At 30.9% G+C, this 17,939-nt stretch carries 11 protein-coding genes; 4 read left to right on the top strand and 7 right to left on the bottom strand.

Going from position 1 to position 17,939, the window contains the following annotated elements; all coding sequences use genetic code 11:
• Positions 1-43: 43 nt before the first annotated feature.
• The 3 genes from AC3VJB_RS05240 to AC3VJB_RS05230 all read right to left on the bottom strand — a co-directional run bounded on the left by AC3VJB_RS05240 (position 44) and on the right by AC3VJB_RS05230 (position 1,657).
• Entirely contained in the window at positions 44-535 is a 492-nt protein-coding gene (locus tag AC3VJB_RS05240) for a CAP domain-containing protein (protein ID WP_047790570.1), read from the bottom strand.
• A gap of 103 nt (positions 536-638) precedes the next feature.
• Positions 639-1,076, bottom strand: a complete 438-nt coding sequence (locus tag AC3VJB_RS05235; RefSeq protein WP_047790571.1) for a DUF4268 domain-containing protein — start codon at positions 1,074-1,076, stop codon at positions 639-641.
• Positions 1,076-1,657 (bottom strand): MiaE family protein, encoded by a 582-nt coding sequence (locus tag AC3VJB_RS05230; protein WP_073183535.1) that lies wholly within the window; start codon positions 1,655-1,657, stop codon positions 1,076-1,078. The genes AC3VJB_RS05235 and AC3VJB_RS05230 overlap by 1 nt, the downstream gene beginning before the upstream one ends.
• A gap of 258 nt (positions 1,658-1,915) precedes the next feature.
• Between AC3VJB_RS05230 and AC3VJB_RS05225 the strand changes: the two genes are divergently transcribed.
• The 3 genes from AC3VJB_RS05225 to AC3VJB_RS05215 all read left to right on the top strand — a co-directional run bounded on the left by AC3VJB_RS05225 (position 1,916) and on the right by AC3VJB_RS05215 (position 11,761).
• Complete coding sequence (locus tag AC3VJB_RS05225) at positions 1,916-7,411, top strand: alpha-2-macroglobulin family protein (RefSeq protein WP_437824805.1); 5,496 nt, start codon at positions 1,916-1,918, stop codon at positions 7,409-7,411.
• A 113-nt stretch (positions 7,412-7,524) separates the two neighbouring features.
• Positions 7,525-9,879 carry a penicillin-binding protein 1C gene (gene pbpC / locus AC3VJB_RS05220; RefSeq protein ID WP_497666848.1) on the top strand — a complete coding sequence of 785 codons (2,355 nt, stop codon included), beginning with the start codon at positions 7,525-7,527 and terminating at the stop codon, positions 9,877-9,879.
• Between the two features lie 58 nt (positions 9,880-9,937).
• A complete protein-coding gene (locus AC3VJB_RS05215) occupies positions 9,938-11,761 on the top strand; it encodes a cation:proton antiporter (RefSeq protein WP_047790574.1) in 1,824 nt (607 codons plus the stop codon).
• On the opposite strand, the gene dnaX is transcribed toward AC3VJB_RS05215, so the two are convergent.
• Positions 11,750-13,453, bottom strand: a complete 1,704-nt coding sequence (dnaX, locus tag AC3VJB_RS05210; RefSeq protein WP_253680054.1) for a DNA polymerase III subunit gamma/tau — start codon at positions 13,451-13,453, stop codon at positions 11,750-11,752. The genes AC3VJB_RS05215 and dnaX overlap by 12 nt on opposite strands.
• 144 nt (positions 13,454-13,597) lie before the next feature.
• Here dnaX and msrA point away from each other — a divergent pair, with 144 nt between their 5' ends.
• Positions 13,598-14,254: a peptide-methionine (S)-S-oxide reductase MsrA gene (msrA, locus tag AC3VJB_RS05205; RefSeq protein WP_497666847.1), complete on the top strand. Its 657-nt coding sequence runs from the start codon at positions 13,598-13,600 to the stop codon at positions 14,252-14,254.
• Between the two features lie 343 nt (positions 14,255-14,597).
• On the opposite strand, the gene AC3VJB_RS05200 is transcribed toward msrA, so the two are convergent.
• From AC3VJB_RS05200 to AC3VJB_RS05190, 3 genes are read right to left on the bottom strand one after another with little or no spacing between them, the layout of a single operon-like run.
• A complete protein-coding gene (locus tag AC3VJB_RS05200) occupies positions 14,598-15,164 on the bottom strand; it encodes a type 1 periplasmic binding fold superfamily protein (RefSeq protein ID WP_073183527.1) in 567 nt (188 codons plus the stop codon).
• 13 nt (positions 15,165-15,177) lie between these two features.
• Positions 15,178-17,580, bottom strand: coding sequence for a TonB-dependent receptor (locus tag AC3VJB_RS05195; RefSeq protein ID WP_497666846.1), 2,403 nt, complete (start codon positions 17,578-17,580; stop codon positions 15,178-15,180).
• Positions 17,581-17,624: 44 nt separating this feature from the next.
• Positions 17,625-17,933 carry a hypothetical protein gene (locus AC3VJB_RS05190; protein ID WP_159494877.1) on the bottom strand — a complete coding sequence of 103 codons (309 nt, stop codon included), beginning with the start codon at positions 17,931-17,933 and terminating at the stop codon, positions 17,625-17,627.
• Between the last annotated feature and the right edge of the window lie 6 nt (positions 17,934-17,939).

The raw sequence follows: 17,939 nt of genomic DNA, 5'->3' as shown, positions 1-17,939 counted from the left end.
CCTCTATTTATTTTAAAAATAGAGGTCTTATCAAGTATTGTTGTTATTTTTTTACAAAAATATTGGTATAGTACCATGTACCACCAGTGTTTTTTTCGGCAGTCACTTCAAAATGGGTAAAATCACCTTCAATATTTTTTCGATGTCCCTCGCTTTTAATCCATCCATTAACAACAGATTCAGCAGTAGAATATCCATAAGCTACATTTTCAGCAACCTTAATAGCATTTGTGTTTTCAACTAAATAATCTTTACGATCATGAAAAAAATCGTGAGAAAGCTCTTTTTTCTTTATCATATACATAGTATGATTATATGTTTGAGATTTTATAGCTTCAAGTTTTTTTAAAGTAGATAAGCCTTTGCTTAATCTATAATCATTAATAAGATCAAGAATTTCATTTTCTATTGATTTTTCTTCTATGCTAACGGTAGAATCAGAAGGAGAGTCAATTAATTCATTTTCATTTGAAGAACAAGAAAAGAAAACTAAGGCACAACATAGTACCAATAACTTAAAGGGGAAGTTATTCATTTTTAATAGGGGTTAGGGGTTAAATTATTTTAAAAGTCCAAAAATAGTACAAAATACAATTTAAAACAAGTTTCTTTTTATGCTTAAACGTATTTTTGTATGATTAGATAGCCTGTTTTATAAAGTCTTCATATTCATAAAAAAACAGTTCAAACTGTGTCATAGTCTCTACAAAAAACTCATAACAATCTCTCCAAGTATCTTTATTGTGAATACTAAATTTTTTATCAAAAGGGATATAAATTCTACGAATAATTTTGTGATTGTTTAACTCAAAATTATCATCAAATATAACTTCAGGTAAATATTCTGTTTCCAATATTTTCTTCAAAGAAAGAAGTTGATCGTAAAGTAATTCATTGGCTACATCTTCTGGATGTTCGAAATCTAAACAAACTGAAGCGTTTTTTCTATCCGCTTGAAATTTAAAAGCAAATCCCTTTATTTTGGTATTGTATAACAACCATTTTCTTGGAAAAGATTTTCCAAAACTAGTCCAAAATTCTTTACGCAATCGGGCAGATTCTTCTTTACTAAACACTATCCGTGAACTTTTGCAGTTTTACCTCTTTCTCGCATCATTTCGGCTTCGAAAGCCAATAAATCTTCCCATTTTTTATCAACGATTTCACGATCCATATACTTACGAGCATACCCTAAAAATAAGGTATAATGATTTGCTTCAGAAACCATTAAATCCAAATAAAATTTAGATAATTGTTCATCTTCCATATTATCAGCAAAAACCTTAAAACGTTCACAGCTACGTGCTTCTATTAGAGCAGCAACTAAAAGTCTGTGAATTAGCGCTTCTGTTCTATTACCTGTATGAGGGAAAAATTTTTGCAATTTTAAAGCATAATCGTTTTTAGTAGCCTGTCCTAAAACCATATCTCGCTCTATCATTATGTTATGTACCATCCTAAAATGTTCCATTTCTTCAATAGCAATATCACTCATATCTTTAACAAGTTCAGTTTCTTCAGAGTAATTGATAATAATTGACACAGCATTTGAAGCAGCTTTTTGTTCAGCAAAAGCATGATCTGTTAATAGTTGTTCTAATCCGTTTTTAGCAACTTCAACCCATGAAGTTTCTGTGTCAAATTGTAATCCAAGCATAATGTGTAATTGAGGTTGTAAAAGTAAAAAATATAAGTGCTAATTGTATTATAAATACTCTAAAAATGGTAAATTTGTTGCTGAAAAAATCTCTTAAGAAAATTGCTTTAAAAAATATTGATCCGAATTACGAATACTAAATAGATTGCTACAAATTCTAAATAGGGTAATATTTTAAAAATATTTTTCAGTAGTTTTAGATAAAATAGAGAAAGACAGAAAACTTCTAAGGAAATGAAATTACAGTTACAAAAAAAAATGGGAAAAATTATTGGCGCTTTAGCATTAGTCTTTTTAATGATTACAGCTAATTCGTGTAAAAAAACAGTTACTACAGAAAGTAATGTAAATGAATTTGGTGAATATATTAGTGTTTTTCCAGATAAGCTAATATCGGTAAACCCTAACTTAAAATTTGTATTAAAAAATAAAGTCACGACAAACTTTGATGCCACTGAAGTTATTACTACAAAACCAGCTATAAAAGGAGAAGTAGTTTTAAATGATAATGAGTTAGTTTTTGTTCCAGCTGAAAAACTAAAAAGCAATCAAGAGTATTTAATAACACTTCATTTATCTAAATTATATGAAGATATAGAGGAAGATTTAGAGAACTTTACTGTTAAAGTAAAAACTAAAGAATTATTATTCAACGTTTCTTTACAAGCTCCAAGTGTTCATAATAAAAAACTATATGCAGTAGAAGGAGAGTTAATTGCTAGTGATATTATAGAAACGGAAAAAATTCCATCTTTAATTAGAGCTACATATAATGGGAAAGAAAAAGCTATAAAGTTTAGTACTGTAGGTAAAGTAAGTTCTAAAGTTTACTTTAAGATAGACAGTATAGAACGCTATGAGGAAGACAAACAATTAAAGGTAGAGTGGACTGGAACACCAATTCAGTCAGAGTCCAAAGGAAGTAGAGAAGTTACCATAACAGGAAAAAACAACTTTAAGATATTAAATGTTGAAGTTATTGATATAGATAAACAACATATTGAAATAAGCTTCTCAGACCCATTACAAAAATCACAAAATTTAAAAGGACTTATTCAGTTTTTAAATACTCAAAAAAGAGCTTTTACATACAAGATAAATAGTAACAAAGTAACAGTATATCCAAAATCATCATTTACACAAAAAGTTGATTTAGAGATTTTCAAAGGAATTAAGAGTGTGGATGGTTATACTTTAAAAGAAAACACAATTAAAACGGTTTATTTTGAAGAATTAAAGCCTGCGGTAAAGTTTATAAAGAGTGGATCAATACTTCCAAACTCTAATAACCTAAAAATAAATTTTAGTGCAGTTAACTTAAAAGCGGTTGATGCTACAATTTACAAAGTATATAAGGAAAATGTATTACAGTTTTTACAAAATAATAGTTTAAGTAATCAAGGAAATTTACGTTATGTAGGGCGTCCTGTAGCTAAATACACAGTAAACCTTGGTAATCAAGGATTAGATCTAAGTAAAGAAAATGCTTTTGCTATTGATTTAGCAGAAATAATAAAAGTGGAAAACGGAGCGATGTATAGAGTCGAGTTTTCATTTAATAAAGACTATTCAAATTATAAATGTGCAGAAGGTGTTTCAACGAAAACCATCGTTTTCGGAAAAAAGGAGATAGATACCAAAAGCTATGACAACCCTAATTACTATGACGATTATTACTACGATTATAATTGGAGAGATAGAGAGGATCCTTGCACAACGTCATACTATTATAACAAAGATATTAGTACAAATATTTTAGCTACCAATATTGGAGTTATAATTAAAAAAGGAAATAATAATAAAACGTTAGTAGCAGTAACAGATATACTTACTACAGGTGCTATAGAAGGAGCAAAAGTAACTTTATATAATTTACAAAAGCAAGAAGTAACTTCAGCAACAACTAATAAAGAAGGAGTAGTTTCTTTTTCTGATGTTACTAATGCCTTTTTTGCAGTAGTTACTAAAAACAACAATACAACTTATGTGAAGTTGAAAGACGGTGATGCACTTTCAATGAGTAAGTTTGATGTTTCTGGAGTGAAATTACAAGAAGGAATCAAAGGGTATATTTATGGAGAACGAGGAGTTTGGAGACCAGGAGATCAATTGTTTTTAACTTTTGTTTTAAACGATAATGCGAATCCAATTCCAGAGGAACACCCAATAAAATTTGAATTAATAAATCCGCAAGGAAAAATAATCGATAGAAAAGTACTTCCAAAAAAATCAAACAATGTATACACATACGCTCCTATAACAAACCCAGAAGCTATTACTGGTAATTGGAAGTTACGTGTAAGTGTTGGTGGAGCTGTTTTCAATAAAACATTAAAGATTGAAACCATAAAACCGAATCGATTAAAGATAAAACTAGCTACAGATGCAGAGTTCATCAAAGCAAATTCAACTATTACAGGAAATGTAGAAGTAAAATGGTTACATGGAGCAATAGCAAGAGGATTAAAGTTAGATATCAACGGGAAATTCTCACAAACCAATACGGAGTTTTCAAAATTCAAAAACTATAACTTTGATGATGTAACTCGTCGATTTGGAACAGAAGAGTTTAAAGTGCTAAAAGGAAGTTTGAGTAATGATGGAACTACTAAATTCTCGGTAAAACCTAAATTAGATAGTAAAGCTCCAGGAATGTTAAGAGCGAGTTTTATTACAAAAGTATATGAAAATGGAGGAGACTTTAGTACCGATGTATTTTCTAATAAAGTGTCACCGTATACTTCGTATGCTGGATTACAAGATGCTGAAGAACCACAATCTAAAAACTATTTATTTACAGATGAAAACTATACATTTAATGTAGCTTCAGTAAATGAAGAAGGAGTAGGAATAGCAAATACTTTAGAAGTAAATGTATATAAATTATCATGGCGTTGGTGGTGGAGTACTTCTGATAATGGATTGTCTAGTTATGATGGTACACGTTATCATGAACCTTATAAGAAATTAAAAGTAACAACAAATGCAAGCGGTAAAGGGACTTTTAAATTAAAGGTTGACGAAAATGATTGGGGACGTTATTTAATAAAAGTAAAAGACTCAAAAAGCAAGCATGTTACCTCAAATGTAGTATATTTTGATTGGCCTTCTTGGTATGCTAAAAAGAAAGGAAATCAAGATAAAAGTAACGCTACGATGTTAATATTTACAACCGATAAAGAATCGTATGAAGTAGATGAAAAAGCAACTGTGAAGTTTCCGTCTTCAGAAGGAGGAAAAGCATTTATTACTATTGAGAATGGAACAGAAGTATTAGATCATTTCTGGGTACCAACACAAGCACAACAAACATCGTTTAGTTTCCCAGTAAAAGCGAGTTATACACCAAATGTATTTGTAAACATTTCATTGTTACAAAAACATAGTCAAACAGTAAACGATTTACCAATTCGTATGTACGGTTCAATACCAATGTTGGTACATAATCCTGCAACGAAATTAGAACCAAAAATCCAGTTAGCGGACGAGTTAAGACCAGAATCAACAGCTACTATTCAAGTAAAAGAAGAAAAAGGTAGACCAATGACTTATACCATTGCACTGGTAGATGAAGGTTTGTTAGATTTAACACGTTTTAAAACACCAAATCCATGGGGAGTGTTCTATGCACGCCAATCTCTTGGTGTAAAAACTTGGGATATTTTTGATGACGTTATTGGTGCTTACGGTGGAAAAGTAAATCAAATATTAAGTATTGGAGGAGATGAAGCAGAGGCAGGAAGTAAAAACCGAAAAGCGAATCGATTCAAACCAATGGTTACGTATTTAGGCCCTTTCGATTTAGAAAAAGGAGACAGTAAGGAACATAAAATAAAAATACCTAAATATGTAGGATCTGTTCGAGCTATGGTGGTGGCTACTGATACTAAAAAAGATGCGTACGGTAGCGATGAAAAAACAGCTTTTGTACGAAAACCAGTAATGATTTTAGCATCATTGCCTCGTAAAATAACACCACAAGAAACCGTTACCTTACCAGTTACTGTTTTTGCAATGAAACCAAACATTAAAAATGTAAAAGTTACAGTACAACCAAACGAAGCATATACTATTGTAGGAGATAAAACACAAACCGTTTCATTTAGTCAGCCAGATGAAAAAATGGCGTATTTTACCCTAAAAGTAAATGATTTTAAAGGAATTGGTAAAGTAAAAATAGACGCAAGTTCAGGAAGAGAAAAAGCATCTTACGAAGTAGAAATAGATGTGTTAAACCCAAATCCAGTAACTACTGAAGTAAAAGATGTCGTATTGAAATCTAATGAAGTAGGGGAGATTAACTTTACAAGTTTTGGTACTAAAGGAACGAACGGAGCTACGTTAGAATTATCAACCTTACCACCAATGAACTTTACCAAGCGTTTGGGATACTTAATTCGTTATCCGCATGGATGTGTAGAACAAACAACTTCAGGTGCTTTTCCACAGTTGTTTTTACCCGAATTATTTGAGTTATCAAAAGAAAAGATAGCTTCAACAGAAAGAAATATAAAAGCAGCAATTCAACGTTTATCAGATTTCCAATTATCTAATGGAGGGTTGTCATACTGGCAAGGAAATAGTACCGCAGATAGTTGGGGAACGTCTTATGCAGGTCATTTTATGATAGCGGCTGAGAAGAAAGGGTATGTACTACCTATTGGTTTCAAATCAAAATGGATAGGATATCAAAAGCAACAAGCACGTAATTGGAGAAATAACTCACGTTATTACAATAATTCTTTATCACAAGCATATAGGTTATACACGTTAAGTTTAGCAAATAGTCCTGATTTAGCATCAATGAACCGTTTACGCGAATCAATGGGAGTTTCAGATGAAGCAAAAATGAGATTAGCAAGCGCGTATGCTTTAATAGGTAAAAAGGCTATAGCAAAATCTATTTTAAAAGGAATAACCGGTTATACCTATACAAAACGATATTATTCAAACTATGGTTCTGAAACTAGAAACAAAGCAATGTCTTTAGAAACCTATATGCTGTTGGATGACGAAACTAAATCAATAAAATTAGCAAAAGAAATTGCTGAAAACCTATCAAGCGAGCGTTGGATGAGTACACAAACTACAGCCTATAGTTTGTTGGCAATGAGCCAATATGCTCTAAAAAATGGCGGTAGTGACGGAATTAATACAAGTTATATTTTAAATAAGGCGTCAGGAGAAGCAAGTACTTCAAAATCGCTGTTAGCAAAAGATTTAATAGCTATTCAAAAAGAAAATTCATTAAAAATAACTAACAAAAACAACGGAGTTTTATATGTACGTATACTAAACAAAGGAATTTTACCAGTAGGTGAAGAAAAAGTATTCCAAAAGAATTTAGAAACCACTATTACATACAAAACAAAAGATGGAGCTCGTATTACTCCAGATAACTTGTCACAAGGAACCAATTTTGTAGCAGAAGTTACAGTGAAAAATCCAACAAGTGAAACCATTGAAAATGTAGCATTAACGCAATACATTCCTTCAGGATGGGAAATTGTAAATACACGTTTTACTGATTTTGGAAACAATACAACATCTTCAAAAGTAGATTATACAGATATACGAGATGCAAGTATCAGTAACTACTTTACCTTGAAGAAGTACGAAACCAAAACATTTAGAGTATTAGTGAATGCTTCGTATTTAGGTGAATATTATTTACCAGGAGTACAAGTAGAAGCAATGTATGACAACGATTATATAGCTCGTACTAAGGGACAGTGGATTAAGGTAATTAAGTAAATAGTTTCTAAACAATCATTACGGTTTTTGTAGTGATTGTTTGTTATTTGTTAAATTTTAAAAGAGGGTACGAGGGATATTTTTTAGGAGAAATTTGACACATAAAATAATTTATGCAAACAATTTTCAAATGGATACAACAAAATAAAATCAAAGCAATCATCACAGTTTTTGTGGTGATTGCTTATTATTTCAGCCTACCTAAAAAATTATTTGAGACACCTACATCAACAGTTGTTACTGCAAAAAACAACGAATTATTAGGAGCTGTAATAGCCAGCGATGGTCAGTGGAGATTTCCTGAGTTAGACTCTGTGCCTAGAAAATTTGAACATTGTATTTTACAATTTGAAGATGCTTACTTCTATAAGCATTTCGGGTTTAATCCTATTTCAATAGGAAAAGCAATGGTAGAAAACATCAAAGCAAAAAGAGTGGTAAGAGGTGGAAGTACACTAACGCAGCAAGTAATTCGCTTATCAAGAAAGAATAAAGAACGCTCATATTTTGAAAAGCTACAAGAATTAATACTAGCCACTCGATTAGAATTTCGTCACTCAAAAAAAGAAATTCTAAACCTCTATGCATCTCATGCTCCTTATGGAGGAAATGTTGTTGGATTAGAAATGGCTTCATGGCGTTATTTTGGTTTAAAACCACATCAATTGTCATGGGCAGAAACAGCAACTCTAGCTGTATTACCCAATGCTCCTTCATTGATTTATCCGGGAAAAAATCAACAAAAGCTAAAAAATAAAAGAAATAGGTTATTACAAAAATTACATGAAGAAGGAATAATAGATCAAATAACATATGATTTAGCAATTGAAGAAGAGTTACCACAAAAACCATATCCGTTACCTACAGTAGCACCACATTTTGTACAAGAAGTAACTAAACAGTATAGAGGACAACGTGTAAAAAGTTCTATTGATATTCATTTGCAAAGGCAAGTAAATAATTTAGTAAAGCAGCATTATTTCCGTCAAAAACAAAATGAAGTCTACAATATGGCAGTATTGGTGTTAGATGTTAAAACAAGAAAAGTACTGTCTTATGTAGGGAATTCTCCAACCGATAAAGCACATCAAAAAGATGTGAACAATATCATCGCTCCAAGAAGTACAGGAAGTACTTTAAAGCCTTTTTTATATGCGCAAATGCTACAATCGGGAGATTTACTACCTAGTCAATTAGTCGCAGATGTACCAACAGAAATAGCAGGATATTCACCAAAAAACTTCAATCTAACTTTTGATGGAGCAGTTCCTGCGAACGAAGCATTAACACGTTCACTGAACATTCCTTCAGTACGCATGTTACAGCGATACGGATTGGAAAAATTTAGAGAAGATTTAAAAGCATATCACATTAGCGATATTAATAAATCAGCAGATTATTATGGACTCTCCTTGATTTTAGGAGGAGCAGAAGCAAGTTTATGGGATTTATGTAAAACCTTTGCAGGATATGCAGGAATTGTAAATCACTATGAAGAACTAAAACATAAGTATTACCAAAATGAGTTCATAGAACCTAGTTTTTTGTCAGAAGGAACTCCAGATTTTGGTAAAGTTCAAGAAGACTATATAACTTTAGATGCTGGAGCTACATTTTTAACACTAAACACTTTAATAGAGGTAAATAGACCTTATACAGATCAAGCTTGGAAGTATTATGATTCGTCTCAAAAAATAGCATGGAAAACAGGGACAAGTTTTGGAAATAAAGATGCTTGGGCAGTTGGAGTTACCCCAAAATATGTAGTAGGGGTGTGGATAGGAAATTCTGATGGAGAAGGACGTCCAGACTTAACAGGAGTTGGAAGTGCAGCTCCATTAATGTTTAATGTTTTTGATGTGTTACCGAAATCTAACTGGTTTTTAGAACCCTATGAAGATTTAATAGAAGCTGCTATTTGTGAGAAAAGCGGGTTCTTAGCTAAGACAATTTGTCCTTCAGTAATAACCAAAAGAGTTCAAAAAAGTGCTATGAAAGCCAAGTCATGCCCGTATCACCAAGAAATAACGGTAGATATATCTGAAAAATATAGAGTGAACTCAAATTGCGAATCAATTTCTAACATGATAACAAAACCATGGTTTGTATTACCACCACTAATGGCTTATTATTATCAGCAGAATAACGCAGATTACAGATCACTTCCAAAATATAGATCAGATTGTAACCAGTTGGAAAGTAATACAATGGATTTTGTTTTTCCTGCTAAGCTCACATCAAAAATATCGTTAACACGAGGAGAGAATAATAAGTTAAATCCTATAATTTTAAAGCTCACACACGCCAATGCAGAGGCAAAAGTATATTGGTATTTAAATAAACAATTTATTGGAATAACAGAACAGTATCATGAACAAGCTGTTATGCCAAAAAAAGGAGTTCATACAATAACAGTTATAGATGATTTTGGGAATGAGCTGAAAAGGATTATTGAACTAAAAAATTAAATAAATATAAATACGGTTTAATTAAAAGCTGTATTTTTAGTTTTTTTAAATATAAAATATGTTAGAACTAGCAGGGATAATTATACTTGGAATTTTAGCTCAATGGGTAGCTTGGAGGTTTAAAATTCCAGCAATTTTACCTTTAATTTTAATAGGATTGCTTGTTGGACCTATTGCAGCAGAATTTTTTAATGATGATGGAAGTAAATGGATAGAACCTATTTGGGATGGTGAAAAAGGGTTATTCCCCGGCGAAGGACTGTACTATTTTGTGTCATTATCAATTAGTATTATTCTTTTTGAAGGAGGTTTGACCTTACGACGCGGAGAAATAAAAAATATAGGTCCTGTTATCACCAAATTAATCACATTAGGATCTGCAGTTACCTTTTTTGGAGGAGCTATAATTGCTCATTATGTATTTGGATTAAGTTGGGAGTTGTCATTCTTATTTTCTGGATTAATAATTGTTACTGGACCTACAGTAATAACACCAATTCTTAGAAACATACCGCTTAAAAAAGATGTCTCAGCAGTTTTAAAATGGGAAGGAATACTAATAGACCCTATTGGAGCATTAGTAGCTGTACTTGTTTTTGAATTTATAAGTGTAGGTGGAGGTGCTGGATTTACTGGAACAGCCTTATTAGAATTCTTAAAAATTATCCTTTTTGGAACCACTTTCGGTTTCACTTTTGCCCATGCTTTAATCTTTGTAATTAATAAAAAATGGGTGCCACATTATTTATTAAATGTAGTTTCCTTATCCACTGTTTTATTAGTATTTGTAGAATCTGAATTATTTGCTCATGAATCAGGATTATTAGCTGTTGTGGTTATGGGAATGGTACTTGGTAATAGTAAATTAAAGAACTTAAAAGAGATACTGTACTTTAAAGAATCATTAAGTGTCTTGTTAATCTCTATTCTATTTATTTTATTATCAGCAAATATTGATTATAAAGAGCTAACACTATTATATGAGTGGAAAACATTGCTTCTATTTGCTTTAATTGTGTTTGTGATACGTCCGTTAGCAGTATTTTTAAGTACCTCAAAATCTAATTTAAAAACTAACGAAAAACTATTTATTAGTTGGGTAGGGCCAAGAGGTATTGTTGCAGCAGGTATTGCTTCGTTATTTGGAAGCAAGCTGTTAAAGCAAGGAATTGAAGGAGCAGAATATATTACACCTTTAGTATTTATGGTGGTGTTAGGAACTGTTTTGTTAAACGCTACTACAGCAAGGTTATTTGCTAAATTAGTTGGTGTATTTTTAAAACGTTCAAATGCAATAATGATTGTTGGAGCTTCAGATTTAGCTAGAATGATTGCTAAGTATTTAAAACAAAACCAAAGAAGAGTGGTGTTGATTGATTCTAATATTGAAAATGTTGAAAAGGCCAAAGAAGAAGGATTAGAATCAATTGAAGTAAATATTTATGATGATCAACTTACAGACAATATTGAACTTAATGATGTAGGATATTTAATAGCAATGACAGGAAGTGATTCAATTAACAAATTTGTAATTTCTAATTTCTCCTCTATTTTTGGAGAGCAAGGAGCTTATCGTTTAGCAACTTCACAGGAAGTTATTACAAAAGATTACGAAGACGAAGATCATTTATTTACAATAGAAGATGATTATATTAATTTAATGGAAGCTGTAAGAGAATTCCCTGAAATTCACGAAACAGTAGTTAATTCTATTGATGATTATAAGAAGAAAATTGAAGAAATTAACAGAGATCAAAAATCGATTCCAATTTTCGTTAAGAGTCAAAAGAATGAAATTCTATTAATCTCAGAATTTGAGAAAAAAGTAAAGAAAATAGAAGATTGGAAGTTAGTTTACGTAGGTAAGAATTTAAACATCTAAGCCAAAAGTACTCTTTAATTTTTCAATTAATGGATTTTTTTCTTTTAGTTTGTCGTACTTCTCTTGAGGAGTATAGGCAAACTTTTTTTCTACAGTTTCATTAACAATAACATTAATTTGGATACCGTAGTTATTTAATTTTTCTCGTAAAAAACGTAATAATTTAGGTTTTCCTTTTTCAAGTTGCGACTTCATTAAGTCATTAGGTAACGAAAAAATAATCGTTAAATCTTCTTGTAACTTGGGCTCACCAGAAGCTAAAATAGCAGCGATACTTCGTTCTCCAAAACCTTGTAATTGGAAATAATATTTTTTCCAAGCATCTTTTAACTCATCTTGAGTAAAAGGAGTTCTTGGATGATTATCGAAGTTTTCCTCTGTATCAATAGTACTTTTTACTTCTTTCTTTTGCTGTAAGCTTTTTAAAGATAAAGCAGAAGTACGTCGTTTAATGTTCTTTAAAACTGGTTTAGTGGGAGTTTTTTCTTTTATTTCAGTACTAGTTACTTGTACTGATTCCATTTTTTTAGGAGTTTTTGTAACAATAGGCTTTACCTCAGTTTTTTTGACAGAAGGAGATAAAGCGGTAAAAAAAGTAGCAGGAATTATGTAGTTGCTAGATTTTTTTTTTGCTCCATCAAAAGTGATAGAGGCAATTTGCATTAAAGTAAGTTCTACCAATAAGCGTTGGTTTTTACTTCCTCGATATTTCAAGTCGCAATCATTAGCCTTGTCTATAGCAGGGAGTAAAAATTGCATACTGGCTTTAGAAGCTTGCTCTAAATATTTTTTCTTAGTATTATCACCAACCTCTAATAAAGCTATGGTAGCTTGGTCTTTTGCAACTAACAAATCTCTAAAGTGAGAAGCCAAACCGTTTATAAAATGATGTCCCTCAAAACCTTTTCCCAATACATCGTTAAATGCCATTAAGACTTCTGGAATTTTATTCTGAAGTAATAAATCGGTAATGTTAAAATACACATCGTAGTCTAACACATTTAAGTTTTGAGTAACAGCTTCGCGAGTTAAATTGTTTCCAGAGAAGCTTACAACTCTATCAAAAATAGAAAGGGCGTCACGCATTGCACCGTCAGCTTTTTGAGCAATTACATGTAATGCATCATCTTCAGCAGTAATGTTTTCTTTAGCACAAATCGTTTTTAAATACTCTTTAGCATCTAAAACACCAATGCGTTTAAAATCAAAAATTTGACAACGAGATAATATCGTTGGTATAATTTTATGTTTTTCAGTAGTTGCTAAAATAAAAATAGCATGTGCAGGCGGTTCTTCTAACGTTTTTAAAAAAGCATTAAAAGCGGCTTGAGAAAGCATGTGAACCTCATCAATAATATAAACCTTGTACTTTCCTGTTTGAGGCGGAATACGAACTTGATCTGTTAAATTACGAATATCATCAACCGAGTTGTTAGAAGCCGCATCTAATTCAAAAATATTAAAAGCAAAATCTTCATCATCTGTAGTTGCATCTTCTTGGTTAATACGTTTAGCCAAGATACGAGCACACGATGTTTTACCAACTCCACGAGGTCCTGTAAACAATAAAGCTTGAGCTAAATGGTTGTTTTGTATAGCATTTTCTAACGTATTGGTAATAGCTTGTTGCCCTACCACATCTTCAAAATTTTGAGGACGATATTTACGTGCCGATACTATAAAATGTTCCATTAAAATCTACTGTTTACTTGAACAAAAATAGAAAACACAGTGGCAACACGCAAACAAAATTCTTAAGGAAATATTAAAGTTGTAAACAATTGTAAAAATTGTATTCTTTGTACGACCAACTAACATATAAATAATAGGAATTATATGAAGATATTCAAGGGAGTAACAGTATTTACTGCTGTTGTTTTAACGGTAACGTTATTAAGTTTCTCACAAAAAAAAGAAGAAAAACTAAAAGAGGTATCAGTAGAAACAAGCTCAGAAACAAAAGTAGCTTACTTTGCAAGTGGTTGTTTTTGGTGTGTAGAAGCAATTTTTGAAAGTGTGAATGGAGTAGAGGAAGTAGTATCAGGGTATGCAGGAGGACATACTAAAAATCCAACCTATAAAACAATTGGAACAGGTAGAACAGGACATGCTGAATCTGTAGCTGTATATTATAATCCGAAAAAAGTTAGTTTTCAAACATTAGTAACGGTGTTTTTTGGTTCACACGATCCAACCACTAAAAACGGGCAACATCCTGATTACGGTTCACAGTATCGTTCAATAGCGTTTTATAAAACACAAGAAGAGAGACAGCTCATAGAAAATACTATTAAAAAGTTAAACGAAGATGTGTATCATGGGAAAATAGTTACTGAGGTTAAAAAGATGGAGAAGTTTTATCCTGCGGAAGAGTATCATCAAAACTATGAACGTTTGCACCCAGAGAATCCGTATGTGCAAAAAGTTTCAATTCCTCGACTAAACCGATTTAAACGTAAGTTTCCGGAATTGCTTAAAAAAGAAAAGCATTAAAAACTTTATTAAGTTAAAGTTTGTTTATATAAAGACTCCCTAGTAATGCTGGGGAGTTATTTTTTTATAAAGTAAAGTTTGTTTATTTCTATAAAAATATTTTTAGGAGTAAATTTTCTGGTAAATGTAACTGGGTTGTGTAGAACATATAGAATAGGTAGTAGTATATTCCAATACAGAAAAAGTAGTTTTCAATTTCTCAACTAAACTAGTTCAATCGCAAATATCCAAGTTTGCTAAAAAAGAAAAGTATTAAAAACTTTATCAAGTAAAAGTTGGTTTAAATATAAAGCCTCTTAGCAGCATAGTTACTAAGAGGCTTTTATAATATGGATTGTTATAATTATTGTATTTCTACTTTAAAAGAAACTTGTACATCTGTTTCTCCACCAGCGTTGGTAATATCTCCTTCTTTTACTCCAGAAGCTCCTTTATTTGGCTCGTGTCTTAAGATAAAAACATAATTTCCACTTCCAGCTGCACCAGTTGCAACCGTAAAATTAATACCTACAGGATTTCCATTGGCATCATTATCACCAGCATAAGAGAAAGTACTAGCAATACCACCTGTTACATTATAAAAGAACTGGTGTTCATCTGCTTCTTCAGCAACTTCTTCAGTAATATTTTCAGCTGGGTCTTCTAATTCATTTAATAAGGTAATTTCTCCATTATATGTTGTGTTAGCAGCTAAAGTACCTCCTGTAACTACTGGATCGTTAGGGCCATCACCATCTAAATCTTTACTTTGCAATGTAACGGTATCACCACCTCCTTGTGGAGTTAATTTAACAGTTACTGTAGTAATAACTTCTTCTTCGTTAACTGGTACTGGGTTATCATCACTAGAACAAGAAGTAATTGCTAATGCAGAAGTAAATAATATGGCTAATAATTTAATATTTTTCATTTTTAAATGTTTTTTAATAATTAATTTTTAGTTGAACTTTAAAATTTCTTCCTAAGTCGTCAGCAAAATATCGTAATCTATTTAAATAATTTCGATAAGATTTGTTTAAAATATTGTCTACATATAAATTAATGTTAACTTTTGTTTTATTTAATTTAAAATCAAATCCTGAAGAAAAGTTTAATAAATGATATGCTGCTGGAGGTGTGCTAATATCAACAAGTACATTTTGATTTAATGTAGGAATAAAGGCATTAAAGTTATTATTAGGATACTTGATTTGTTTTGCGTTGTATTCGCTTTCGATAGAAGCATAAAAATTTTGCCAGTTTTCTTTTTTAAAAGCTAGCGAAGTTACTGTTTTAAAAGGAGGAATGTCTATTAACGGTCTGTTGTTAGATACATCAGTACCTCTTAAAAATGAACTTTTGTTTGTTAACACAAAATTATTATTAATGTTGTATTGAGTGCTGGCATCAATACCAAATAACTGTGCGTTAACTTGTTTATAAGACCAAACAGGAAAAGTACCTCTATTAGTAGTTTCTTGCCCACTTGGTTCTATGTAAATAAAATCTTTAATATGATTGTAAAAAGCTTCTAAATTCAGGTTAACCTTTTTATTAGTGTACTTGTAAGAGGCAGATAACCTATTAGAAGTTTCTGTTTTAATGCGTAAATCTCCTAATTCTATTCTAGCAGCAGAGTGGTGTAATCCATCGCTAAATAGTTCTGATGGATTTGGAGCTCTGTTTGCTAAACCATAGTTAAATATAAAAGAATTATGATCATTTGTATTATAGGTAATACCTGCAGAAGCTGATATATTATGATAAGTAAATGTTGGATTTGTTAGTAGTTGAGAACCAGATACATTTGGGTTGATTACTATATTACCAAAATCATTTTGATAATTTAAATTATCCCATCTAGATTGTTGATAGAATTTTTTAGCATCAATATGGTTAAAATCATATCTAACACCTGTTGTTATATACAGTTTGTCAAACGTTAAATTAGAAATAACATAGGCTCCAAAAGCATATTTATCATAATCGGGTATTAATCGTCTAACTTTAGTTATTGGATCTGAAAAATTTGATTGATACAAACCACTTATACCAAACTTATAAATTTGGTCTGTATTTGAATCTAAATACAAATCAGATTTAAAACTATGAGTTTTAAGTTTTAAGTCTACTGCTTGTAAGTTTTTTCTATCACCAATTCGTTTATCAAATTCTAATCTATGATTCACTTGATAATCATATTGCAACGATAGCTTACCAAAAGCTTTAAAACGTTTATAAAATTTAGTTTTAAAAATTTGATGAGTTACTTCTTGTCTTGGATTATTAATAGTATAGCTAAAATCATCAATAATAAGTGGTTGTCTACTATTTATTGCATTTACTAAATCGGTAATATTACCAAAATGAGAAGCACTTAAGATACCAACTTGATTATCTAAGTAACTATAAAATAAATCAAAACCTTTTTCAAATTTATGAAAACCAGTATTAACAGTTAATGCTTTTGAGTTAATACCTGTATTAGTAAGTTTATAGTTTGCAGCATCAAAATCACCCGATCTTTTATATGATGCTTGTCCGTTTACATACCAACCTGTTTCGTAGTTTTTATTTACATTGGTTGCTACCGAAAACAAACGACCATTGGTTTGTTGTGATACAATTGTTTTTCCAAATAAAGTGTCTTTAAGAATATTATTTTTTGGATTAAGTATAACTACACCACCAATAGCGTCACCTCCGTATTGTAAAGCATTTGCTCCTTTAATTACAGAAATTGAGTTAGCAGCATTAATATCAATATTCGGAGCATGCTCTACACCCCATTCTTGATCTTGTAATCTAACATCGTTAAAAGACACCAAAACTCTACTACCATGTAATCCATTAATTACAGGTTTAACTATGCTATTCCCTGTATTAATAGATGAGACACCAGAAATATTTTTAAGGGCATCTCCTAAAGTAGCGTCACTATTTTTTTCTAAAACATTTGATTTTAACACTGTTTCTTGTGCTGTTTTAGTTTTTAAGCCCGTAATACCTTTTATATTTACTTCATTTAGTTCTTCTTCATGATGTTCTAAATCAATAACTAAATAAGTGTTTTTAGAAATGTTACGTTCAATAGTTTGTGACTCACAAGCTACATGTGATACTTCAACTATAATTTTACCAGAACATACATTTTTAATTGTAAACTTTCCTTCAATATTAGTAACAGCATATTTATTTTGATTTTTAATGTATACCGTAGCTCCTACAATAGGAGATTTATCGTGAAAGTCTTCAACTAAACCAGAAAATGTATATTCACATTTTTGACCATATGCTGTTGAAAAAAATACAAGCATAAGCATCAAAATGATACAATTTGATTTCATGTAAAGATTTTATATTATTATTTAAGTTTTAATTTTTATAAAACTTAAAAAGGAGGTGCTCTAGAGAGTTTTTTTATAATATAGAAAGAAGATGTAATTTCACCTAGAAAAGATGTTAACTTAAAAAAAGCTCTAGGAATTACATCAAAAATAGGAAGTATTTCTTCAGAAAATACTTGAAACTGATAATGAAGAGTAGAACAATCTATTTCTCCTTTATGAAAATGTTTATCATTTTTAGATATACATATAGTATGTTCGTGTTTTTCAAAAGCATGAACTAATTGTATAACTGAAGGTATAAGTAATACAATTATACTTAGGGAAACTATATGTTTTTTAAATGTTAACATTAGTGC

This window comes from Tenacibaculum sp. TB-53 (genome assembly GCF_059716285.2).
This window is presented reverse-complemented; position numbering and strand designations above follow the sequence as displayed.